The sequence below is a fragment of the Humiphilus diazotrophicus genome (assembly GCF_059726315.1).
The window spans coordinates 383,688-405,983 of record NZ_AP040871.1 but is presented as its reverse complement, the minus strand read 5'-3'; the positions used below and the strand labels follow the sequence as shown (position 1 = coordinate 405,983).

Annotated in this window: 20 protein-coding genes; 12 read left to right on the top strand and 8 right to left on the bottom strand. The window is 53.3% G+C overall.

Annotated elements, in window-relative coordinates; translation table 11 throughout:
• Positions 1–729: 729 nt before the first annotated feature.
• The 7 genes from AC6I7T_RS31735 to AC6I7T_RS31705 all read left to right on the top strand — a co-directional run bounded on the left by AC6I7T_RS31735 (position 730) and on the right by AC6I7T_RS31705 (position 9,518).
• Positions 730–2,049 (top strand): cytochrome ubiquinol oxidase subunit I, encoded by a 1,320-nt coding sequence (locus tag AC6I7T_RS31735; RefSeq protein ID WP_497795494.1) that lies wholly within the window; start codon positions 730–732, stop codon positions 2,047–2,049.
• Entirely contained in the window at positions 2,046–3,071 is a 1,026-nt protein-coding gene (locus tag AC6I7T_RS31730; RefSeq protein ID WP_497795493.1) for a cytochrome d ubiquinol oxidase subunit II, read from the top strand. The genes AC6I7T_RS31735 and AC6I7T_RS31730 overlap by 4 nt, the downstream gene beginning before the upstream one ends.
• Positions 3,072–3,486: 415 nt before the next feature.
• Positions 3,487–4,197, top strand: a complete 711-nt coding sequence (locus tag AC6I7T_RS31725) for an alpha/beta hydrolase (RefSeq protein ID WP_497795492.1) — start codon at positions 3,487–3,489, stop codon at positions 4,195–4,197.
• A 181-nt stretch (positions 4,198–4,378) separates the two neighbouring features.
• Positions 4,379–5,818 (top strand): TolC family protein, encoded by a 1,440-nt coding sequence (locus AC6I7T_RS31720; RefSeq protein ID WP_497795491.1) that lies wholly within the window; start codon positions 4,379–4,381, stop codon positions 5,816–5,818.
• 10 nt (positions 5,819–5,828) lie between these two features.
• Complete coding sequence (locus AC6I7T_RS31715) at positions 5,829–6,128, top strand: YtcA family lipoprotein (protein WP_497795489.1); 300 nt, start codon at positions 5,829–5,831, stop codon at positions 6,126–6,128.
• A 9-nt stretch (positions 6,129–6,137) separates the two neighbouring features.
• Entirely contained in the window at positions 6,138–7,373 is a 1,236-nt protein-coding gene (locus tag AC6I7T_RS31710; RefSeq protein WP_497795487.1) for an HlyD family secretion protein, read from the top strand.
• A 3-nt stretch (positions 7,374–7,376) separates the two neighbouring features.
• The gene (locus AC6I7T_RS31705) at positions 7,377–9,518 is read left to right on the top strand and encodes an FUSC family protein (RefSeq protein WP_497795485.1); all 2,142 of its coding nucleotides are present in this window, start codon (positions 7,377–7,379) and stop codon (positions 9,516–9,518) included.
• Between the two features lie 54 nt (positions 9,519–9,572).
• On the opposite strand, the gene AC6I7T_RS31700 is transcribed toward AC6I7T_RS31705, so the two are convergent.
• Genes AC6I7T_RS31700 through AC6I7T_RS31690 form a run of 3 tightly spaced genes read right to left on the bottom strand, consistent with a single transcriptional unit; the run spans position 9,573 to position 11,529 of the window.
• Positions 9,573–9,872: a hypothetical protein gene (locus AC6I7T_RS31700; RefSeq protein WP_497795483.1), complete on the bottom strand. Its 300-nt coding sequence runs from the start codon at positions 9,870–9,872 to the stop codon at positions 9,573–9,575.
• 26 nt (positions 9,873–9,898) lie between these two features.
• Positions 9,899–10,474, bottom strand: a complete 576-nt coding sequence (locus AC6I7T_RS31695) for a cytochrome b (RefSeq protein WP_497795481.1) — start codon at positions 10,472–10,474, stop codon at positions 9,899–9,901.
• Positions 10,471–11,529: a catalase family peroxidase gene (locus AC6I7T_RS31690; protein WP_497795480.1), complete on the bottom strand. Its 1,059-nt coding sequence runs from the start codon at positions 11,527–11,529 to the stop codon at positions 10,471–10,473. Before AC6I7T_RS31690 ends, AC6I7T_RS31695 begins: the two co-directional genes overlap by 4 nt.
• Positions 11,530–11,721: 192 nt before the next feature.
• Here AC6I7T_RS31690 and AC6I7T_RS31685 point away from each other — a divergent pair, with 192 nt between their 5' ends.
• The 3 genes from AC6I7T_RS31685 (at position 11,722) to AC6I7T_RS31675 (ending at position 13,649) form a co-directional block, all read left to right on the top strand.
• Positions 11,722–11,955 carry a hypothetical protein gene (locus AC6I7T_RS31685; protein WP_497795479.1) on the top strand — a complete coding sequence of 78 codons (234 nt, stop codon included), beginning with the start codon at positions 11,722–11,724 and terminating at the stop codon, positions 11,953–11,955.
• A 64-nt stretch (positions 11,956–12,019) separates the two neighbouring features.
• A complete protein-coding gene (locus tag AC6I7T_RS31680) occupies positions 12,020–13,036 on the top strand; it encodes an aldo/keto reductase (RefSeq protein ID WP_497795477.1) in 1,017 nt (338 codons plus the stop codon).
• Between the two features lie 91 nt (positions 13,037–13,127).
• A complete protein-coding gene (locus AC6I7T_RS31675) occupies positions 13,128–13,649 on the top strand; it encodes a Dps family protein (RefSeq protein ID WP_497795475.1) in 522 nt (173 codons plus the stop codon).
• 231 nt (positions 13,650–13,880) lie between these two features.
• Here the strand turns inward: AC6I7T_RS31675 and AC6I7T_RS31670 are convergent, their stop codons facing one another.
• The 5 genes from AC6I7T_RS31670 to fdhD form a co-directional block, all read right to left on the bottom strand.
• The gene (locus AC6I7T_RS31670; RefSeq protein ID WP_497795474.1) at positions 13,881–14,336 is read right to left on the bottom strand and encodes a helical membrane plugin domain-containing protein; all 456 of its coding nucleotides are present in this window, start codon (positions 14,334–14,336) and stop codon (positions 13,881–13,883) included.
• A 1-nt stretch (position 14,337) separates the two neighbouring features.
• A complete protein-coding gene (gene fdhF, locus AC6I7T_RS31665) occupies positions 14,338–17,325 on the bottom strand; it encodes a formate dehydrogenase subunit alpha (RefSeq protein WP_497795473.1) in 2,988 nt (995 codons plus the stop codon).
• A gap of 94 nt (positions 17,326–17,419) precedes the next feature.
• Positions 17,420–18,094 carry a MarC family protein gene (locus AC6I7T_RS31660; RefSeq protein WP_497795472.1) on the bottom strand — a complete coding sequence of 225 codons (675 nt, stop codon included), beginning with the start codon at positions 18,092–18,094 and terminating at the stop codon, positions 17,420–17,422.
• A gap of 98 nt (positions 18,095–18,192) precedes the next feature.
• The gene (locus tag AC6I7T_RS31655; RefSeq protein ID WP_497795471.1) at positions 18,193–18,591 is read right to left on the bottom strand and encodes a DUF7009 family protein; all 399 of its coding nucleotides are present in this window, start codon (positions 18,589–18,591) and stop codon (positions 18,193–18,195) included.
• Positions 18,588–19,550 (bottom strand): formate dehydrogenase accessory sulfurtransferase FdhD, encoded by a 963-nt coding sequence (fdhD, locus tag AC6I7T_RS31650; protein WP_497795470.1) that lies wholly within the window; start codon positions 19,548–19,550, stop codon positions 18,588–18,590. The genes AC6I7T_RS31655 and fdhD overlap by 4 nt, the downstream gene beginning before the upstream one ends.
• 616 nt (positions 19,551–20,166) lie before the next feature.
• On the opposite strand from fdhD, the gene AC6I7T_RS31645 reads away from it, so the two are divergent.
• Positions 20,167–20,943 carry an alpha/beta hydrolase gene (locus tag AC6I7T_RS31645; RefSeq protein ID WP_497795469.1) on the top strand — a complete coding sequence of 259 codons (777 nt, stop codon included), beginning with the start codon at positions 20,167–20,169 and terminating at the stop codon, positions 20,941–20,943.
• Between the two features lie 133 nt (positions 20,944–21,076).
• Positions 21,077–21,973, top strand: a complete 897-nt coding sequence (locus tag AC6I7T_RS31640; RefSeq protein ID WP_497795468.1) for an alpha/beta fold hydrolase — start codon at positions 21,077–21,079, stop codon at positions 21,971–21,973.
• The last annotated feature ends 323 nt before the right edge of the window (positions 21,974–22,296 follow it).

The following is a 22,296-nucleotide window of genomic DNA, read 5'->3' as shown; positions in this document are numbered from 1 at the left end:
TGTTTGTTATATATCGGATTCGATAAGCAATCAGAGTCAAACAAGACCGCTATCAAAAGAAACTATCGTTCCGGGTTGGTGAAATAAAAACGCAGTACTGCAGAGCACACAAACCGGTACCCAGCTGGTACCCGAAAGACTTGACCCACTTCTCTTAACTGTAAGATAGCAATTGGCTTAGCAGAGAAATCCTCACGCCTTGACCCCGCCGTGAAAGTATCAATCGGAACAACAACAGTTACAAATCGCAGAAAACCGCAGTGCATCGGTGGAAGTCGCAGCAAAACAAATCACGAAATTAACTGGTCCCCAGATGGTCCCAGACGGACCCTGCTCATTGAATCCTTCGTCTATAAGGACCCGTCGCAATCGATGCCACGCACTCCCATAGAAATGATGGAGCGCATCTTTCAGACAGACATGCACGAGACCTATAAGATCCTCGGCCAACATGGCCCATGTGCAGGCCATCCGTAACCAGGCAGCCCCGCGAGTGTGCTAACAAAACCCCTTTAGAGTGTTGGGGCGAGGACTGCCGCATGATCGGGAATATTGTTCTCAAGGCTATCTCCCACCGAGCTGATATTCCAGAAATCATGAATATCCAAGCGACGGCCTCCGTGTCTACGCTATAGCCAATGGGACACGTGGCTGTGGCGCTGTCAGGTCAATATAGACGAGTCCTCGCCGCCATAAGACGTATCGCAGGCCTTTCGGAGGACTCTAATAGTGAACAATCTCTTCGCAGCGCGATCGCAGATGGGAATGTCTCTGGCGTTTCACATCATCTTTGCAGCTATTGGTATTGCTCTTCCTCTGATGATGGTAATCGCAGAGTGGAGGTGGCTAGTCACCAAGGACAACGCATATCTACTGCTCGCAAAAAGATGGGCGAAAGGAACGACGATTCTCACTGCAGTGGGAGCCGTTTCTGGGACGGTTCTCTCCTTCGAACTCGGTCTACTGTGGCCGCGGTTCATGCGATATGCGGGGGCGATCATCGGAATGCCTTTCTCTCTCGAAGGATTCGCCTTCTTTACCGAGGCGATCTTTCTGGGGATCTATCTCTATGGCTGGAACAAAGTCTCCTCCTGGTTCCATTTCCTCTCTGGCGCGATCGTAGCGCTCAGCGGGCTCCTCTCTGCGATGTTCGTCACATTGGTGAACGGCTGGATGAATACGCCAACAGGCTTTGTTTTGGCCGACGGGAAGTTCACGAACATACGGCCGTTCGCAGCGATGCTGAATCCTGCGGGCATACCGGAGGCCGTGCACATGATTTTCGCTGCCTATACGGCAGCAGGCTTCGCGACAGCGGGAATCCACGGCTGGCTGCTCTTGCGCCGTGGAAGGAATCGCTTCGACGAGGTCGCGATAGGAATCGCCTTGGCGGTCGGAGGTATTGCAGTCCTTTTGCAGAGCGTGAGTGGAGATGCCTTAGCCCGTATGGTTGCAACCACACAGCCCGTTAAGCTTGCGAGCCTGGAGGGCCAATTCACAACGGAGGCCGGAGCTCCGCTTCGTATCGGTGGCCTGCCTTACCCTGAGCAGCAAGTGACCAAGTACGCCCTTGAGATTCCTCGCGGATTGAGCCTTCTGGCTTTTCACGATCCAAATGCCGTAGTGAAGGGGTTGGATCAGGTTCCAGAGTCAGATTGGCCTAACGTCAGGGTTGTTCATCTCTGTTTCCAAACCATGGTCGGCTGCGGAAGCATTCTTTCCCTGTTTTCACTGGTCGCGCTTTGGTTTCATCGCAAGGGGAGGCTCTTCTCTCCCTCAGCAATCCTTCTCGTCGTTGTTCTTAGTCCGCTTGGATTTGTTGCGCTTGAAGCGGGATGGATGGTTACCGAACTCGGAAGACAACCGTGGATCATCTATCACCTGCTTCGCACACGGGATGCCGTCACCTCTCTTCCATACATCTCAGTTACGTTCATTCTGATGACATTTCTCTATCTGATTCTGGGTGCCATCGCGACCTGGCTCCTGGCAAAGCATGTGATCGCCTCGCCGGAAACACGCCTCATTGAAAAGGCGGAAACGGTATGACCTCCGTGAATCTCCTTGCCAGCGCAATGCTGGGCGGCCTTGTTATGTATTCCTTATTGGCCGGCGCCGATTACGGCGCCGGTTTCTGGGATCTGATGTGCCGCGGTCCCCGGCAAGAACAGCAAAGGCACCTTATCGAACAGGCACTGGGGCCAGTTTGGGAGGCAAATCACGTCTGGCTCATTCTCTCGGTCGTCCTGCTGTTCTCCGGCTTTCCCGACGCGTTTGGTGCTCTCTGTGTGGCATTGGCGATTCCATTGCTCTTTGTCTTGCTTGGCATTGTCCTTCGTGGCTGCTCTTTTGTCTTCCGCTCCTATTTCACAGGCGAAAAGCAGTCCCAACTCTACTGGGGAAAGGTCTTCTCCATTTCAAGTAGCATGACGCCTCTCTTCCTTGGAGTCCTTATTGGGGCAATCTCCTGCGACAGCGTGATCATGAACCGTGGCCTAAGCGAGAATGGATTCCTGAGTACCTGGTTGCTTCCGTTTCCGATAGCCGTCGGTATCCTGGCACTTTCCCTTTTTGCTTATCTGTCTGCGTGTGACCTCGCGGTCGAGGCAGAGTGCCCAGAGCTCAAGAATGATTTCCGACGTCGTGCATTGATCTCGGGTGTGGTTTCAATTGCGATCGCTCTTGCCGTCTACGTCCTGGCAGGGACCTCTGCTATCGCAATTCGTCAGGGACTCTCAAGCAGACCGGCTGCCTGGATCCTTGAGGTCTGTGCCCTTGGTGCGACAATCGTGGCCTTTCGGGGACTCTGGCTTCGCCACTTCAGGCAGGCAAGAATTGCCGCCGCGGCCCAGGTCGCATTGATTGTCGCAGGATGGGGAATCGCTCAATATCCTTATCTGATTCGGCCTGACTTCACAATCACGAATAGCGCCGCACCGGGTAACGTCGCCAAGGCTCTCGATATTGCCCTCGGCTGCGGTGCGATTGTTCTGATCCCCTCGCTGACAGTTTTATTCGCCGTTTTCAAGAGGACCTGCGGTGCTGGACAGATCCTCCAGGAGAACGATTGAGAAAAGGTTGAGAAGCAACAACAAGACTGATTGGGATCAAGGCGGAGCCGGCTGAGTTGCCTCCCTTCGCTGACAGTGGACACTACTCCATGCACACTTCTCACACAGAACACGCGTTGGTTATACGGAGCAACAACGGAGATCATGCTGTGCCCACCGAACTGATTCAGCGACCCGCTGCGCCAGTATGCTGAGTGGCGATGTCTCGAAGAAAAATCGCATAGAGACGTAGCTTTGTCCCTTGGGATTTCCCTGGCGTGATATCGGTTTAGCTGCTGCAGTTCTCGTGTAACAGAATCATGGAATTGTTCCTTCGGATAGCGCTCTCCTAAAATCCAGCTTAAGTGAGACGGTCAGGCGAAAGATCTGCGCAACACCTGGTTCAATCCTCAATTCGAAGCAAAGGAGCGTTCTAATGGTAGTCGAGAGTAAACCGAGCATCGTTTTCTGTCACGGCATCTGGGCCGATGGATCGTGCTTCAGCAAGGTCATCCCCTCATTGCAGGCGGACGGCTATGAGGTCATTGCAGTTCAATACAGCCTAGAGTCTTTTGAAGAGGACCTGGCTATGGTCAAGCGCACGCTCAATCGAGTAAGCAACCCCGTTCTCCTCGTAGGGCACTCTTATGGAGGCGCCACCATTACCGCCTCGGGAGTTGATGATCGGGTGGCTGGCCTCGTCTACATTGCAGCAGTTGCGCCGGATGTCGGCGAGACTGTTCAGGATCAACTGGACAAGTATCCCTCTGATATCTTCTCTCGCGTCGAAGTCGCCGATGGGTACGCCTGGATGCTTCCGAATGGGACTGAGTTCTTCTGCGGAGATCTTTCCACAGAAGAGCAGAAGCTCGTTTGGGCGACACATTTTCCTCCTCATGCCGACCTCTTCAAGCAGCAGCATATTCAGAGCACCTCGTGGAAGTCGAAGCCAAGCTGGTACATCTTGTGCAAGCAAGACCATACCGTTCATCCCGATCTCCAGCGGTGGGTGTCCAAGCGTATGGGTGCGACTGTGGTCGAAGTCGAAAGTAGCCACGTTCCCATGCTCTCTAAGCCTGACCTTGTCATCGACGTGATCCGGAAGGCTGCAGCAGCGGTCATGGAGGAGATGGCAAACAGGCGCTGATCAAGTGGATCGCAAGAGGAGAGACTGCCGCGAGGGTAGTCTCTTCCGGCTATAAGTCCGATATATCCACGAAGTACAAGGTTATTGCTGTGGACCAAGGGCGACGTGATCGACGAGTATATCCTGGTGCGATTGAGGCAAGACAAGGGAGCTACGCTGAGAAGCGGATGGTGGGAGTTTCATGAGAGGAGGTCCAGCCACGGTGATGCTGCTCATTGGCCTGCTCGTTTGCAGAAGTCTTTCTGCGCAGTCCGCTGCGCCTTCTCCCAATAAGCCGTGGCATTCGAAAATCGAAAAGGATCTTACTGCGGAACTCGTTGCGGAGCGCAATACCACCTATGACATCGATCCCGACAAGGTCTACACTCTCTCGGAACTCATTGATCTTGCCGAGACACACAATCCCAAGACTCGTGTTGCATGGGAAATTGCCAGAGAGCACGCGGCCGAACTCGGAATTGCCCGATCTGCCTTTTATCCAACGCTGACTGCTGTAGCATTGGCTTCGACCGTTCGCGATGCTGCCTTAATCGGCGAATTCTTCCATCGTCAGACGCTGGGCATCTTTGAACCAACACTGCATGTCGAATACTTGATCTTCGACTTTGGGGCACGGGGTGGAGCGGTTGATGTTGCCAAGGCCAACCTGATTGTTGCGAATCTTCAGTTCAATGACACCCACCGGCGAGTGATATTCGAGGTCTCCTCTGCCTTCTTCCAGCTCATCAACGCAAAAGGGCAATATGAAGCGGCCGAAATCAGCCTCAAGAATGCACAGACCGTAGAAGAAGATGCTCAGAGCCGATTGAAAAACGGGCTCGGTACCCTTCCCGATCTCCTTGAAGCAACCGCGGCTCGTGAGCAGGCTGACTATGACCTGCAAGCGACGCTCGGCGCTGAGCGCATCGCACAGGGGCAACTGGCAACCTCCATGGGGCTTCCTGCCGAGACTACATTTCGCATCCAGGATGTTCATGAACTTCCGATTCCATCGAGTGTGCCGGATTCACTCGATCAGGAGATTGATCGTGCACTCAGGCAGCGACCTGAGTTACTGGAACAGATCGCGCACATTCGTGCCTCGAAAGGAACTATCAAGGAAGCGCGATCGGCCTATGGTCCTTCCATAGGTTTCACCGGTGACGGAGGTTTAGCTCGTGCCTACGGACAGCAAGACCTCTATCCGGGGCACTATGCCCAGGGGGAAGTGTGGTCCATCGGTCTCCAGATGAAGTGGGCCTTGTTTGATGGGGCACGGAGAGAAAAAGCGCTCGCGAGTGCACAGGCGGAGCGTCGAGCCGCAGAAGCAGATCTCAAGTCCCTTCGAGACCAGATTGATCAGGAGGTGTTTGCCTCCTACACCAACGCACAAACCGCGCTGCGGCAGCAGAAGTCCGCTACAGCACTTCTCACTGCTTCTGAACAGTCTTACGAAGCCGCTCGTCAATCCTACAATTTAGGCGTCAGAAATCAGCTTGATGTTATTTCCGCCCAAAAGACGCTGGCACAGGCCCGTTCCGAAGAGGTTGCGGCACGCGCTCAACTTTTTTTGCAGTTGGCTGATCTTGCATTCCGGACCGCGGACCTGATACAGGCACAGCCTTCTCGGCCGGGACCCTAAGGAGGCTGGCATGATGTTTGGAAATCAACAATGCTCACTGCATGTCCAACGCAACATCCTTGCGAGCCTATCGACGCTGGCATTGATCTCCCCCTTATCTGGATGCGGAGATGCACCATCCTTCGACATCCTGGGTTCGTACTTTCCGGCATGGCTTGTGTGCATCCTGATCGGAATTGCTATTAGCGCAGCTGCGGGCTTTGGTCTCTCTGCATGCAATCGACAAGGACTCATTCGCTGGAGCATTGTCACCTACCCTTGCTTGGCCGCCTCCATCGCCTTCACGTTATGGCTGCTCTTGTTCAGCTAGAGGAGCATTATGTTAACGGATGAATCCAAAGTAGCTCTTGGCCCAGCAGGCAGACTCCTGAGTGCTGGCATCATCATTTATGCGTCCGTAACAGGGATCTACGTTCTCCGGAGCGTCACATCGAATCCGAGGACCGACGATGCCGAGATCTTTGCCAACTACATCGGGATTGCCCCCGTCGTCAGTGGGCCCATCCAGCATTTGCACATTGTCGACAACGAGTTCGTGAAACAGGGGGAACCTCTGTTTGAAATTGACCAGAGGCCCTATGCGTATGCCCTCGCTGGAGCAAAGTCGGACCTCAAGGCTCTTCAAGGACAGATTGATGATGAAGGTCGCATCATCGCAGGCAAAGTCAGTGCCGTCGATGTAGCCAAGGCGGAAACGCTGAGTTCGGAAGCCAGCCTCACCAGAGCCGGCGCCGGAATCGATCAGGCGAATGCCGACGTCCGAAATGCAAAAGCCGCTGTCGAAAGAGCTGACGCTGAACTCGATTATGCAACGAATAATCTCCACCGCGTCGAACCTCTTCTGCAAAAGCAATTTGTCACTGTGGACCAGGTCGATCAGGCAAGGACCCTAGTCAGTACACGTTCTCAGGTCGCAAACCAGGCGCGATCTCAACTTGAGCTTGCTGAAGCAAGCCTCAATGCCGCCGAGGCTCAATACAAACAGGGACAGGCCACTCTGACACAGAGCCAGCATCAGGTGTTGCAGGCAACTCATAACGTCACAACGCTTCAACCGCTCCAAGGCCAAGTGCCTGGGAAGTTCGCGGCCATTGATACGGCACAGTACAACCTCGATCACTGTAGTGTCGTCGCCCCCTTTGATGCGCGAGTCACAAATCTCACTTTGTCTGAAGGGGCCTACGCGCATGCAGGGGAAAAGATATTCACGTTGATTGATACACGGGTCTGGTGGGCAATCGCCAATTTTCGCGAAACCCAACTACGCCATATTCGCCCGGGAATGGAGGCCTATGTCTATGTGCTTTCAAGACCTGGCATTCGATTCAAAGGGGTCGTTGACAGCGTAGGGTTCGGCGTCACGCCGGACGCAGATCTGATCGGGCAACTGACGAATGGACTTCCCGATGTTCAACGGACTTTGAACTGGGTGCACCTTGCTTCCCGCTTTCCGGTCCGGGTCCGGTTGGAATCGCCACCCAATGAGTTCTTCCGCTTCGGAGAATCAGCCGTCGTTGTGATCCGTGGCGATATCCAGTCCGCGAGAGGGAGGTGACAAGTGGCATTTGCTACCGAGACACCTTTGATGGAGAAGTTTACCGAGTGGTTCCCGGTATCTCTGCGTCAGGAGTTAAAACCCTATCCAGGCAGGGGTTCGGTGGTTGCGCGGATGGTGATCGCCGCAACACTGAGCATGATCGTCATCATCACTTTCAGAATCCCCTACGGAGCGATCGGAGTGAATTGTGCTTTCATTCTCTCCCGGGAAAACCTCGTTTCGACTGCCAAGACGGGATTCTACTTTGTTTTCGCCTTTGCTCTGTGGGCCGCGCTCACCCCTATCGGCGCCCGCATGTTCGCTTCTATTCCAAGTACACATTTTCTCTGGGAACTGGTAAGCATTTTTCTCTGCTTTTTCTTGCTGAGAACTTTAACAAACTTTCCGCTCACGACCGGAATCGTTGTGGTGGCAACGGGCACGCTGGCGATCTGGTATCTGCCCGGGCCTGCAGAACTGAATCTCGAACTTACGTTGTGGCAAATTCTCGCTACTTGCATTGGAGCGGTCATCACGGTCCTGGTAGAGGTAGTGTTTCGGTACTATGACCGGACGGATCCGCTTCGCGAGGGAATTATTGATCGCCTCCGCAACATTGAAGACATGCTCCGAGCTTACAGTGAAGGGCATCCAGTTCCAGATGCGGTCACTGAATCCATCACACGGTACGCCGTAACCGGCGCGGGCGTCCTGCGACGGCAGACCGTTCGCAACAATTACACTCCGATCGAACGCATGAAGATGAGTGCCCTGGTTTCACTGATCGGCAGGAGCATCGATTTTGCTACCGCCTATGTCTCAGAAGCATCTTCTTTGGAGCCTCCAGCACGGCAGCGTACCGTGGCATTGCTATCTCGGGTCGTGGAGATTCAACAAGCGGTAAAGTCCGGGGATCCGCCGAAAAAGTGGGAAGTGCTTCAGGAGCGAGCGGGAAGCACGCCGCTCTTTTCCGAGTTGGAATCCATGATTGATTTGATGGGCTCGGTGCTCAGAACACCTTCTCGCATTGATCCGAGGCTTATCGTTCTGGAACAGCCCGAATCGCCGCATCGGATTCTAGTCGAAGATGCATTCAGCAACCCCGAACACTTGAAATTTGCCCTTGCTGGAACAAGCGCAGCGATGCTTTGCTACATAGTCTATGTTGCTCTCAATTGGCCGGGAATTTCGACAGCCGTAACCACCTGTATCCTCACGGCTCTCAGCAATATCGGCTCTTCCCGTCAAAAGCAGATGCTGCGCATTGCAGGAGCGATGATCGGCGGCTTTGTTTTTGGATTAGGATCACAGATCTTCATCCTTCCGTACATCGATTCGATCACCGGGCTGACGATGGTATTCGCCGTCGTGACAGCGATCGCGGCATATGTAGCGACATCAAGCACGCGCCTTTCCTATGTCGGCCTTCAGATGGCATTCGCCTTCTATCTAGTCAACGTGACCGACTTCAGCATTTCACTCAACCTTACGATCGGGCGGGACAGAGCTGTCGGAGTTCTGTTGGGCATCACCATGATGTGGATCGTTTTCGAGCGTCTGAATCCCACCTCGGCAGCTGAGGAAATGGTTAAAAGCTTTGCGGAAAGCGCCCGTCTGGTCGCAAGTATCTTGTCCGGACCTCCTCTCGGCAACCGGGGAGAAAGTGCCATCTTGATCCGCAAACAACGGGATCGACTCTCTCAGCTCTTTGACGCGATTCACGCGGAGGCCGATGCCGTATTGTTTGAGACTGGGAACCGGCGGTCGGGAAAACTGGCGGCACGTGATCGCGTTCGACGCTGGCAGGCGACATTGAGGGCTTTCTATGTGATGGAACTGCCTCTCCTTGAGAGGAGGCTCTACGGCGAAAGGATTTCACGCTCAACTGCCTTTCAGGCTATTGATGAACGATTTCGCGGGGGATGTTCCGAAGCCTTGATCCAGATAGCAGAGCGTCTTGAAAGTCACTTGAAGAGTGGCGCTTCTCCAGAGACAACGCTTCGTCCACGGTCCAATCAAGTTTGGGATGACTTTGTCAGACAGAGATCTGCGGAGCTCTGGCCCGAGGAAAAAAGCATGCTCGGACTCATGAATCAACTTATGCGGCTGGCGGACAATTTGGAATTTGAAGTGCATCGTACTTCAGTCTTCGCGATCGAGTGATTTGCATAACCGTATTCGCCAACATCTATGCAGCCTGAGACAGCCCCGGTCAGATCACTTCGACGCTCCATTCTCGCGTTGCTTTGCGATTGCCGCGTGGGAGGCGACAAGGAAACCAAGGCTGGGTCCCAAGGCCTCCCGCGTCTCATTCTTGAGAGCCAGCCGAATAATGCGCCACCAGGAAGTTGGAGTCGCTGACTCCGAAACAACTCGTTCTATCTGATTCGCATCAATTGCAGTTGCAATTTTGCCAAGAGTCAGTCCAATTCGAAGAGTCGTCACCACCGGTGCACTGGAGACGATATCCCATTTGCTATGGCCAGAGCGCCGCAATCGTGCAGACGTGTCAGACATTGAAGTCACCGTGAAGGCTCCCATCGTCAACTCTTCCTAGAGACTGACTCGTCTTTCTGATGCGTAATTTGAACAGGTGCCATCGTTTCGAAGATGCCATCGTTCCTGACCATTTTGTGAAAGATCATTGCGGAAAAATGTATGAGGATGAGTGCAAAGAAAAGTAACGCGAAGCAATAATGTGCACGCCAAAGCAATGTGTACAGCTGCGGGTTTACCGGCAGAATCGGAGGCAGATGCACCCCTCCGAATAAGATCACCGGGTGGGACGACGCTGACAACATGCCCCACCCAATGAACGGCATGCCTATCATCAGCGCATAGAAAATGTACTCAGATGAAACTGCCGCGAGTTTGTCAGTGAGTGGTAGATCGGCTGGCAATGCGGGTACGCCGTACACCATGCGTAATGTCAGACGAATGAGGGCAAGCAAGAGAATCGCGATTCCCAACACTTTGTGAATCTGGATTAAAGTCAGATACTTCGGGGAGACGACGGAGATCATGCCGATCCCGATAAACAGCATCGAGAAAATGCAAATGGCCATAACCCAATGGAGGAAACGTTGAGGTGCAGTGAACCTGGTCAGGCGGGCTCTCATTGCTTTTCCCCTTTCTGCATCCTTGGGTAGCTAGATGATTCAGCTATGCGACTGTCATATGACACGCGATATGCTGCCGAACGGGCCGCAGGAAAGGGATCATCGGAGGTCGTGATTCCATGCGGCAAAACTGTTGGATCGAAGTTGATGTCGCGGCACGGGCCATCGGCCTCTGGCACGATCTGCTGTACGATCAGCGTCCCCGTATCGACTGTGCGACGATCTGCTGGCCATGCCTTCGTTGGATCGGAAGTGGGATCACCGGGATTGGCAATCGTGACGATGAGTTCCCAGCGTTGAGGACTTGTAGCCACGCGTTTCGTAATGTCCGCTACAAGGAAATCGGGGTCACGTTTAGCAAGTTCAGTAGGAGGAATTGTGACAGGTGACAAGAGAGGTAGGAAGGACCATCGGACAATATGCTTCGAGTTGGAAGCATCGATGAAGACGAAGGAGTCAAGACTATTGAAGCGGGTTTCGGCCCAGCTTTCTGTACGGGGATGGTTCTTAGCCCAGTCAATGAAGGTCAAAATCTCTGGATGCACCGAGCTGTATTGCTTGAGGGCGTTAGGATCCTTACTTGCGGCGGCTTGAGTCAAGGCGAAGAAGTCCTGCGGGGTGGGAGCTGCAAAGACCGGCGCATCGATCATAGCGCTTCGCCACTCCTGACCGTTTGAGGTCATGATACGAATACCAAGACCGCGCACCTGTGCCATTGGGTCAGGTGTGTGAGGGTCTGGGCCAGCAATGTTGAAGCGTCCTACCACCGGATATTGTCCACGCTCGAAGACTTGCGCCCTAGAGAGCGTTACCCCATTACCATTCGCCTCAAATGTCCCGATAAAGCAAATTCCCTTGGCATGGTTTCGGCGATGGCCGAGCGCAGGGCCTTCCGGTCCATCGAGCGCTCTTAGCATCGCCTTGGGGGTAAGCCGATGGGATGACAACCACCCTGCGGTATAGGCGAACGCGATCGCCACACTCCCGACAGAAACGGCAATTGTCAGAAGCGCCCTGAGTGGAAGTAGCCTTGCTCCTTTGGTCGAATCAGTCATCCAGATCTCCTGAACTCTCACTCTGCTTCGTCGATATCAGGCATTCGATATTCAATCAAATTACACTTTGAACGCGCATTCCACCTCTGAGCAGGGCCTAGCTGGCCGGGATAAGAACAAAGGGCCCGAAAGAGAAACATCGGACATTCATAGGAATACTCACGCTCCTTTTAAAGAATCGCGTCCAATGCAGTGCACGTATCCGTTCCACCCCTTGCCATGGCTCATTTCTATAGCGGTTTAGTCAATCGTTCCTTCACCCAGCAGCTTACTTCAAGCGAAGCCGTTATCGATGGATTGCACCACAGGCTAGAAGTCGAAAACAATCATGTCTATTCCATGAAAATGGAATTGTGGCAAATCGCGCGGCCGGGCGAGACTAAGCTGACAAGTGCGATCAGTGCCGGTCTGGACCATCGTTTCTGATCCATGGGCTGGTGAGCCAATTGGGATCTGACATTATGCACGCACACCATGGATGGATGAAAGCATGAGTATCAGAGAGTATCTGCTGAATGGTCCTTTAGGGTTCGGAGCTGCGCCATTAGGAAACATGTTCCGAAACATCCCGGACACCGAAGCTGATGCAACCGTGGAAGCGGCGTGGTCCGCCGGGACCCGATACTTCGATACGGCACCGTTTTACGGAGGAGGACTCTCAGAAATCAGGCTCGGCAAGTTACTGTCGAGACACAAGCGCTCCGACTATCTTCTGAGCAGTAAAGTCGGCAGAATCATTCTTGACGAAGTGGAGCAGGAGGTCCAAAGCTTCGGGGAGAAAGGCGACCTTTTCAAGCACGGCCGCAAGAACAAGATCATGTATGACTACACCGCGGACGGAACTGCTCGGTCGATCGAGGACAGCCTTAAGCGACTCGGTGTAGACCACCTGGATATCGTGTGGATCCACGACATCGCGCGGGATTTCCATGGAGACAACTGGATTGCCCAATTCGAGGTTGCTCACCGGGGCGCCATGGTCGCGTTGACCAGACTGCGCGATGAGAAGGTCATTAAGGGCTGGGGCCTTGGTGTGAACCGAGTGGAGCCTTGCGAACTGACACTTGAGATGACGGAGATGCGGCCCGACGCTTTCCTTCTGGCAGGACGCTATACGCTTCTCGATCACGACCTGGCATTGCAGCGTCTTATGCCTGCCTGCGAGTTAAAGAGAGTAGACATTGTTGTGGGTGGCCCTTACTCGTCTGGTGTTCTGGCTGGTGGCGCGAACTTCGAATATGCCCCCGCGAGCGCAGAGGTAATAGCCAAGGTTCAGAGGATTAAGAAGGTCTGCGAACGGTTCGCAGTTTCGATCAAAGCTGCTAGCTTGCATTTCTCGCTTGCTCATCCAGCATCCGCAGCGGTCATTCCCGGCGCCAGCCGGCCAAAAAGGATTATTGAGGACCACCACGCAATGAATGAGAAGGTGCCAGACGACTTCTGGCGCGCTCTGCGCGTGGAGGCACTTGTCTCGCCCATGGCGCCGCTTCCTGTCGACCAAAAGTGAGACCGCCCAGGGGAAGCCGACAACGTAGCCGAGTTGGCAAAACCGTCAACGCCGGACCAGATCAACATGTACACCGACAGGAGAGACGAGAATGGCAACAGAAACGAAGCCGGAAAATGAAGCACGCAGCACTGCAACTCATATTCAGCGTACTGATATTGCGCCAGAGTCCGTCAAGGAGATCTCTGGAGCCCTCACAGCATTATTGGCGGACGTTTTTGCCCTATATGTAAAAACCAAGAATTTTCATTGGCACATGAGTGGTCTGCACTTCCGAGATTATCATCTCTTTTTGGATGAACATGGAGATCAGCTGTTCGCGATGACGGACGACATCGCTGAGAGAGTGCGCAAGATCGGCGGTACGACACTGCGTTCGATCGCTCACATCGCGCGAATCAAGCGCATTGCCGACAACGACGCCGAATTTGTTACTCCGAAAGATATGCTCAGTGAGTTATGGGAGGACAACAAGTCTCTGGTACTAAGCATGCGGAGTGTGCACGACTTGTGCGATGAAGCCGGCGATGTCGCTTCAACAAGTGTGCTCGAAAACTGGATTGACGAGACTCAGCGCCGAGCATGGTTTCTGTATGAGATAGCAAGAACTTAATCAAGCTGACAAAAAGCGTCCGCAACATTGCGCTACGAACGACATGTCAAAAACCAGTGCAGGAACCAGGAAGCCCTCCAGTAGACTGCTTCCTGGTTCCTGCACTGGCCAAACTACCGCCTCTATATGTCGATTCGTCACGCCGGCAATTCTTCTCGACGTCTCGCTGACATTTTGGATGCGCAAGCGTACATACTGCGCTTAGATCGTTGGCCGGGCACCCCGGACAGATCACTTTGAAGCACGATTCTCGCGTTGCTTTGCGATTGCCGCGCCAAAGGCGACAAGGAGACCAAGGCTGAGTCCCAAGGCCTCCCGCGTCTCCTTCTTGAAGATCAACCGGATAACCCGCCACCAGGAAGGTGGGGTAGCTGACTCGGAAACGGCTTGTTCTACCTGATTCGCATCAATTGCAGTTGCAATTTTGCCGAAACTCAACCCAAGTCTAAGAGTAGTCACTGCCGGCGCGCTGGAGACGACATCCGTGACTTTTCCGATTACCGTTGGACCGGCGTTGAGAAGACCATTTGCGATGGCCAGAGCGCCGCAGTCGTGCAGACGCTGCAGCAGTTCGTAGGACTCAAGGATCGCCTCGGCATGTTTCCGGGGAGCAGATGCAATCCTTCGCTGGAGATCCAGACGACTGTCTTCGGGTGTAAAGGTTCGAAACTCGACAGGAGAAGCCATGTTAAATCTCCTCAGATGCTTTGGTTGCTTTCCTCTGGATCTGTACCAGCTCCGGCTTTCCAGGAAAGCGGTAATCCGATCGCTTCCACTTGCGCTCCACCTCTACGCCCATCTGCGGAGTAGGTTTGCCGGAATAGCGAAAATTAAGTTGCTTGAGCGGATTCGTCCCCTGGCTGGGAAGCAGATCGATTTTGACAGCGGTCTCTTTGTATCCCGGAGTAGCAGTCGCTGGGTCCACATGAGAACCAGTAAGAACGTTGATTGGCTCTTCTCGAGAGAATAGCGGAAGATAGACCTGCTTACCGTGAACGCGGTCTGTCACGAGCGCCTTGATTTTGAGTGAGCCGTGCCGGCTGGTCACCCGCAGCCATCGCCCGGACTGGATATTCCGTTCTTGAGCGAGTTCATTCGAGATTTCGAGGTACCGTTCCGGCGTCTCCTGGCGAATGCCGTTCACCCGGTAGGTCAGGTTGCCTTGATGAAAATGTTCGAGCTGGTTTCCGTTGTTGAGAAACAGATCGAACTCCACGTCCGGTCTCTCGACAGGTTCGTGAAATGAGACCGGATAAAGCCTCGCTTTGCCATCGGGGAACGGAAAGCCATTCAGATAAAGCACCGGCTGATCCGAGCCGTTCGAAGCAACTGGCCACTGCAGCGTCTTGTATCCTTCGAGTCGCTCGTAACTCACACCCGCATAAATCGGAGACAGTGATGCTAGTTCATCCATGATCTCCGATGGGTGTTGATAGCTCCATCCTGCTCCCATTCGGTTCGCGATGTCCTGGGTAATCTTCCAGTCGGCCCTGCTATCTCCGAGTTCAGCGAAACTCGGATAGGTTCGCTGAATTCTTCTCTCCGTGCTCGTGAAGGTTCCTTCCTTCTCGAGAGCCGGGGCGGCAGGCAGTACCACATCCGCATAACGGCAAGTTTCGGAAAAGAAAACATCCTGTACGATCAGGAAATCCAGCTTCTCGAGCGCGCCGGCGAGGAAGTTGGAATTCGAGTCGGCCGAAATCATGTCTTCTCCGGCCAGGTACATCGCATGAAGCTGGCCGCCATAGATAGCCTCAACCATCTGGTGATTGTTCATGCCCGGTTGGCTGGGAATTGCGGTGTGCCATCTCTCTTCGAATCGCTTGCGGACTACCGGATCCGTCAGATCCTGATAGCCAGGCAAGTTGTCGGGCGCGGCGCCAATGTCACCAGCACCCTGTACATTGTTGTGTCCACGCAGCGGGTACGCACCGCATCCGGGGCGCATGTAATTTCCAGTCACCAAGAGCAAATTGGAAACGGCTGTCGATTCATCAGAGGCATTCGTGTGTTGGGTGATACCCATCGCCCAAAGAATGCACATGGTATCTGCAGCTGCGATAGTTTTCGCTACAAGCTCCAATGTGGTCAGGGGAAGATCACAAATCTTCGACGCGTATTCGAGCGTAAAAGGCTCAAGGCTCTTGACGTACTCGTCCACGCCGTTCACCCATTTTTCGAGGAAAGCCGATTTGGCGTGACCGTGATCGAACATGTAGCGGCTCATCGCCGAGATCCAGATCAAATCGGTTCCGGGACGGGGACGGAAGTGAATATCGGCGCGCCGGGCCATTTCGTGCTCACGAGGGTCGGCCACAATGAGCTTCTGCTGGTGAAGCTTGTGCGCTCTTTTCACACGTGTCGCAAGAACCGGATGGCTTTCCGCCGTATTGGACCCGATGATCATGACCAGATCGGAGTTGGCGATATCATGGATCGACCCGGAGTCACCCGAGTACCCAACGGTTCGATGTAGGCCTGCTGCCGCAGGCGCCTGACAGTATCGGGAGCAGTTGTCAATGTTGTTTGTACCGATTACCGCTCGGGCGAACTTCTGCATCAGGAATCCCTCCTCATTGGTCGTCTTCGAGGAGATGATGACTGCGATGGAGTCGGGACCGGACTGCTGCTTGATACTGTTCAGCTTTGTGGCAATCAAGCCCAGTGCTTCATCCCAGTTCGCCTCGCGAAAGCTCTTCCCTTCGCGAATCAAGGGCCGCTGCAGCCGATCGGCATGATTGACAAAGTCCCAACCGAATTTGCCCTTTACGCAGGTCGAGATTTGATTTGCGTCTCCGTGCAGGGGAACGATCTTGAGAATGTGCCGATCTTTAGTCCAGACATCGTAACTACAGCCGACGCCGCAGAATGTGCAAACGGTCTTGGTCTTCTTGACGCGCGACTCGCGCATCTTCGCTTCGGTCTGCGAAACCTGCATGATGGCGCCATAGCCCATTTCAGGCTCCAGATCCTTGACCACCTCAATCATCTTTTCCAAAGAATCATGCGGTATGCCGCTCAAATATCCGGCCTCGCTCAACATCGACTTTTCCATGAGTGCGTTGCACGGACATACGGTTACGCAGTGGCCACATGAGACGCAACTGGAACCTGCGATCTGTTCGCCTCCATCCCAGAGCACGCGAGGATGCTCCCTCTCCCAGTCAATAGATAGAGTCTCGTTAACCTCCACCGTCTGGCAGGCTTGAACACATTGGCCGCAAAGAATGCATTGGGTGGGATCGTATCGATAAAAGGGGTTCGACATGTCCACCGGATACGGCTTCGCTTTGTACGGGTGCTTCTGGTGCTGCACATTCAACGCGAGGGCGGTGTTGTGAACCCGGCAGTTCTCATTGTTGTTGTCGCACACAGTGCAATAGAGCATGTGATTGCCGAGAATCGTGTCGAAGGCTTCTGTCCGTGCCTTCACTGCTGCGTCCGATGTTGTCACGATTTTCATCCCCGGACGAATGGTTTCGCCGCATGCACGTACTAACGCCCCATTGACATCCACAATGCATGTATCGCAGGTCCGTATAGGGCCCATTAAGGGCGAGTGGTAGCAGATGTGGGGAATTTCACTGCGGCGTAGCACTGCTTCAATCAGCAGTTCTCCAGGGACGGCATCGACTGTTGCTCCGTCAATTAGGATGGGAATTGAATCATTCATCATATCCCTGAGACCAAGAAAGCTCTTCCCATAACTTCACACGGTAAGCCAATCGTGACAATTCCATGTTTCTGGAACATGGAGGGAAGATGCGACATTATGGGCGAATGGCCTTCAGCAGGACTTGCAGTCCGTGCCAGGCAATCTGTCCGCCGATGCAGAGCAGCAGAAAAGCAACGACACGCAGCACCCCTTGGATGGCAGCCGCCGGAATCAACTTGGCGACACGCGGAGCATATGCGTAAAAGAGGTAGACCAATACGCTCATTAGGGTAAGGGCGAGAAGGAGACCGGCGAATGCCCATAAACGCTCGTAGAGAGGAAGTCCTTTGGCCTCGCTGCTTAGCGTCAACATAACCGCAAAAGAGCCTGGCCCGACGGTCATGGGGAAGGTAAGTGGATAGAAGGCTCTGGAATCCCAGTAATTCGCCGCACAGACCTCAGCGGCCTGCCGAATCTCAGGATCTTTACTGTCGGGTTGGTTCTCCTGCTTATTCAGCATCACCCAGCCCATAGCCACAATTACAGATCCACCCATCAGTTGAAGAATTTCGATTGAGATACCGAAGAACTCCAATACGTATGGGCCGGCCAGGCCGGCTGCAGCAAGAAAGAACATCGTATTGATGGAAATCTTTCTAGCCAGCGTCCTGTAGGGTCGAACATCTTCCAGACCAACGATGCTTAACAGCTCTAGTGCTGATCCAGGAGGATTGACAAGCGGAACCAAGGCACTGAAGCCAAGAACGAAATATCTTAGTACCTCACTCATCACGAAACTCCTCAAACAACAAATGCGCAGGTCATTCTGGGCCACCGCTGGCTGCTGGGTTTCCATGTCTACCATCAGCCATCCGAGGGGCGTTTTCGTCACGATTCTGGAGGGACGTCGCAATGCTCCGAGACGAGTGGATACGGAAAGGTGTCAGAGTTCTCTTCATCACTTCGATCCACGCAGGCGAAGTCTTTCTCAAGAGCAACATCCAGCATTCCGTGCACACCAATATCTAGAGAGAAATAGATTCCGACCTCCTCAGTACCCCACCACCTTTGAACGTCTTCATCTCCGACTACCACCAGGACCTTCCTTTCTTCGAACTCCACTGTCGGCGCACTCAAAGCCTTTCGGACAATACCGTAAACCCATGCGTCTCGATGATGGCCGGAGAAGTGCACCCCATCCTGGATCGTACCGCTCTCTGCCAGTTTTGCGAGGTCAGAACGCGATACCCTCAACCTGATTGAGTTTCCCTTAATTCTTAGCTTCATGGTCGGCCTGCCTGCCCCGCAAACCGTACCCTCTGGGGCCGGCTATAGATATTGAATTGACAATCGCGCAGAAACCCCACCAGAGTTACATCAAATTCTTTGGCGACTTGCACGGCTAGACTTGAGGGCGCACCGATCGCTACAACCATTGGGATGCCTGCCATTACAGCCTTCTGCAGGAGTTCGAAGCTGGCACGCCCTGAGAGGAACAGCAGCCGGTCACGAAGAGGTGTCCTATCGGCAATAAATTCAGCCCCGATCAGCTTATCCACCGCGTTGTGACGGCCAACATCTTCTCGGATCGACTGCAACTTGCCACTCGAATCGAAGAGCGCTGCCGCATGGAGCCCGCCCGTCAGCTCGAACAGGCTCTGACACTGGCGAGCTTTGGCGGGAAGTTCACACAATAAGGATGTATCAATTGAAAAAGAGTCGGGAGTTCGCACCGGACAGACAGTCCGCAGCGCCAGAAGCGATGCCTTGCCGCAAATCCCGCAACTCGAGGTCGTATAGAAGTTGCGGTCGAGTGTGGCCGCGTTAACTGTTACGTCCGAATGGAGTTCAACTTGTAGTGTGTTATAGATGGAGCGAGCGCCGTATTCCAACGGGCTTATCGTAGGACAGGTCACAGCTCTGCCTGATGGCTGCAAAGCGATCGAATGGACCGCCATGATGTCCGAGGAATCTCGGACCACTGCTTCGCTTATCAGGAAGCCTACAGCCAATTCGTAATCGTTACCCGGCGTTCGCATCGTAACAGACAAGGATTTAACCTGTCGGGCTTCAGTTCTTCCGTGGCACAACCGAATTTCGAGCGGCTCCTCGGCGGCTAAATTGTCTTCGATCTCTCGAAGCTGACCGTTTCGGAATCGAACAACATCACACTTTACTCCTGAACGGTCCTGCACGCGGACCCGACTCGCTGCCGTATCTTCATTGTGGCTGAAAGAAGTTTGCATACGCCTCAACACCTGCGCTATGGCACTTTTCGAATTTACTGTAGACCGAAGTCACCACGCTATTCGGGCGTTTCCCTCAAGAAAACGCCCTCTGCATTACCGTCAGAAAGTTCACACCATTTCCGAATATGCCGTAGAGCATTTCTCATATTGGTGTAGAGCAAGGAACATAGGCGTGCGTGGATTTTCCGTTAAGAAGTTACATTTCACGGATGTTTGCTCACTGCACAGCAACATGAGAAACGCTCTATCTCGTCGCCCAACATAACAGCCACGGCACGAGCACACAATGATGGATTCATTGAATGCCATCTGTCGATGCAGTGTGGATCGAGAGCAGATTTGATATCCGAATCCTGCGTGTTTGAAATTCATTTACCAAATTCCTATTCATTTACATCGCTTAACTTGTGTTAGCTCTAGCTCTGATCTAAGTTACAGTCGAGATGCACGATTAGTGAGACATACACTGCGGTCACGAAGCCTGTTCTGAGCTCGATATCCAATGAGGAGCAACGAACCACGCTTGCTGCGTTTGGGCAGAAGCACTTGAAACGCACCATCGCACTTTTAATTCACAACAACTCAACACCAACTAAGCAATCAGGAGGAAACAATGATGAAGACAGTTCTCGCCGCCAGCATAAGTGCTGCTACAGCGCTCTCAGGCGCTGGTCAGGCACAAGCGCAACAACAACCGGTCAAGAACATTGTGCTGGTTCATGGAGCCTTCGCCGATGGCACGAGTTGGGCAAAGGTCATTCCAATCTTGGAAGCACGGGGCTTTCACGTGGTCGCAGTTCAGAATCCGCTCACTTCCCTAACGGACGACGTGAACGCCACTCGTCGGATCATTGCTCTTCAGATTGGGTCGGTGATTCTGGTAGGTCATTCCTGGGGTGGTGCTGTCATCACCGAGGCTGGAGATGACCCTAAGGTCGTCGGACTCGTTTACGTTGCAGCATATATGCCCGAGATCGGTACCTCTGCAAATCAAACCAGCGAGCCATTCGGTCCAACCCCTGGGATCAAAGAGATCAAGGTCGATGCACAGCATTTCGCCTCTCTTTCTGAAGATGGTGTCATGAATGACTTCGTAAATGGACTTCCCATGGCGGAGCGACGCCTCGTGTTTGCGGTTCAAGGACAGACTTACGGACCGATGCTCGATGAGAAGCTGACCCATGCAGCCTGGAAGTCAAAGCCTTCGTGGCACGTGATTTCGATGAACGATCGCACTTTAAGCCCTGCTATGGAGGAAGAGGGCGCTAAACGAGCCGGTGGAGTCGCGGTTAAGCTTCCTACCTGCCATGTTGCCATGCTGCAGGATCCCGGAAAAGTTGCTGACGTCATCACCGAGGCAGCAAAAGGTGCAGCCAAGGGAAAACCCTAACCTCGCCTCTTTCGCTGGAATCTAGAGAAGTGTAAGTGCAATATGCCGTCAACCAGTGCTTGCCCATCGGCGCGCATTGTCAAGTTGAGAACGAAAGCAGCGTCGCAAAGATTGAAAGGATAATTGAAACAATATGACCGTTTCAGGTGCAATGTCGCACGATGAGCAAGTAAGGTATAGATCGGTCCGCACGGAAGATGTCGATATCTTCTACCGCGAGGCAGGACCATCACACGCACCCACGATTTTGCTACTGCATGGATTTCCGACATCGTCTAACATGTTTCGTAATCTAATTCCAGGTTTAGCCGGATCCTTTCACATCATTGCTCCGGACTATCCCGGCTATGGATTCAGCAGCATGCCGAGCCGCGAGGATTTCGTCTACACCTTCGAGCACATGGCAAGCCTCATCGAGCAATTCGTAGTCAAGCTAGAGCTCAAACAGGTAATCCTTTATGTCATGGATTACGGCGCTCCGATCGGCTATCGTTTCGCGCTCAAACAGCCGCAAAGAGTCGCTGGCCTGATCGTGCAGAACGGAAATGCATACGAGGAGGGGCTTCGCGAGTCGTGGGAGCCGATCAAAAAGTATTGGTCGGATCCAAGTCCCGAAAATAGATCGGCTCTTGAGTTTCTAACCAAAATTGATTCGACCAAGTGGCTGTATCATAACGGAGTCTCAGACACCACGCTTCTGGATCCAACCACGTGGACTCTCGATCAAGCGGGCATGGACCGCCCGGGAAATTCGGACATTCAGCTCGACATGCTATATGACCACAGAACAAACGTACCTCTCTACCCGCAGTTCCAGGAGTTCTTTCGCAAGCAGCAGCCACCAACTCTCATTGTCTGGGGGGAAAATGACTCAGTCTTTCCATCTGAAGCTGCAGGGGCATATCAACGCGATCTGTCAAAGATCGAATCTCATCTGCTAGATACTGGACACTTCGCATTGGAGACACACTGCGACGAGATCGCGGCGAGAATTAAGTCGTTCTTTTTGCCGAAGAATGACCAATCGTGATAAGGCCAATAGGACACGGCCAGTTTATCGCCTTTTATGGAGTGTCTTTTCGGAATAGACGATCCTGACGACCGAATATCATCGTGAACGTCATAGCCAGGGCCGCACATTCACTGGACCAGATCGTCGCAGAGTGTCGCGCTTAACTTCAGGATGCTTCTCATCAGAGACCTCGAAGATGCTCAGCAAGTACTTCGGCGAGACGCAAGTGCCATAACCGGAAGCATAAGTTAGATATTCGCCCTAGCATTGTTAACCAGCCAGTGCGCCCTCGAAAGCGTAAAAGCCAACATCTACAGCTCTAGCATTTGTGAGGTTAGTGA

Bases quoted from the DNA above. Each gene is read 5' to 3' on its own strand.
- AC6I7T_RS31730 (WP_497795493.1), top strand. From the start codon at position 2,046: ATGACCTCCGTGAATCTCCTTGCCAGCGCAATGCTGGGCGGCCTTGTT.
- AC6I7T_RS31725 (WP_497795492.1), top strand. From the start codon at position 3,487: ATGGTAGTCGAGAGTAAACCGAGCATCGTTTTCTGTCACGGCATCTGG.
- AC6I7T_RS31720 (WP_497795491.1), top strand. From the start codon at position 4,379: ATGAGAGGAGGTCCAGCCACGGTGATGCTGCTCATTGGCCTGCTCGTT.
- AC6I7T_RS31715 (WP_497795489.1), top strand. From the start codon at position 5,829: ATGATGTTTGGAAATCAACAATGCTCACTGCATGTCCAACGCAACATC.
- AC6I7T_RS31710 (WP_497795487.1), top strand. From the start codon at position 6,138: ATGTTAACGGATGAATCCAAAGTAGCTCTTGGCCCAGCAGGCAGACTC.
- AC6I7T_RS31700 (WP_497795483.1), bottom strand. From the start codon at position 9,872: ATGTCTGACACGTCTGCACGATTGCGGCGCTCTGGCCATAGCAAATGG.
- AC6I7T_RS31695 (WP_497795481.1), bottom strand. From the start codon at position 10,474: ATGAGAGCCCGCCTGACCAGGTTCACTGCACCTCAACGTTTCCTCCAT.
- AC6I7T_RS31690 (WP_497795480.1), bottom strand. From the start codon at position 11,529: ATGACTGATTCGACCAAAGGAGCAAGGCTACTTCCACTCAGGGCGCTT.
- AC6I7T_RS31680 (WP_497795477.1), top strand. From the start codon at position 12,020: ATGAGTATCAGAGAGTATCTGCTGAATGGTCCTTTAGGGTTCGGAGCT.
- AC6I7T_RS31675 (WP_497795475.1), top strand. From the start codon at position 13,128: ATGGCAACAGAAACGAAGCCGGAAAATGAAGCACGCAGCACTGCAACT.
- AC6I7T_RS31670 (WP_497795474.1), bottom strand. From the start codon at position 14,336: ATGGCTTCTCCTGTCGAGTTTCGAACCTTTACACCCGAAGACAGTCGT.
- fdhF (WP_497795473.1), bottom strand. From the start codon at position 17,325: ATGATGAATGATTCAATTCCCATCCTAATTGACGGAGCAACAGTCGAT.
- AC6I7T_RS31660 (WP_497795472.1), bottom strand. From the start codon at position 18,094: ATGAGTGAGGTACTAAGATATTTCGTTCTTGGCTTCAGTGCCTTGGTT.
- AC6I7T_RS31655 (WP_497795471.1), bottom strand. From the start codon at position 18,591: ATGAAGCTAAGAATTAAGGGAAACTCAATCAGGTTGAGGGTATCGCGT.
- fdhD (WP_497795470.1), bottom strand. From the start codon at position 19,550: ATGCAAACTTCTTTCAGCCACAATGAAGATACGGCAGCGAGTCGGGTC.
- AC6I7T_RS31645 (WP_497795469.1), top strand. From the start codon at position 20,167: ATGATGAAGACAGTTCTCGCCGCCAGCATAAGTGCTGCTACAGCGCTC.
- AC6I7T_RS31640 (WP_497795468.1), top strand. From the start codon at position 21,077: ATGACCGTTTCAGGTGCAATGTCGCACGATGAGCAAGTAAGGTATAGA.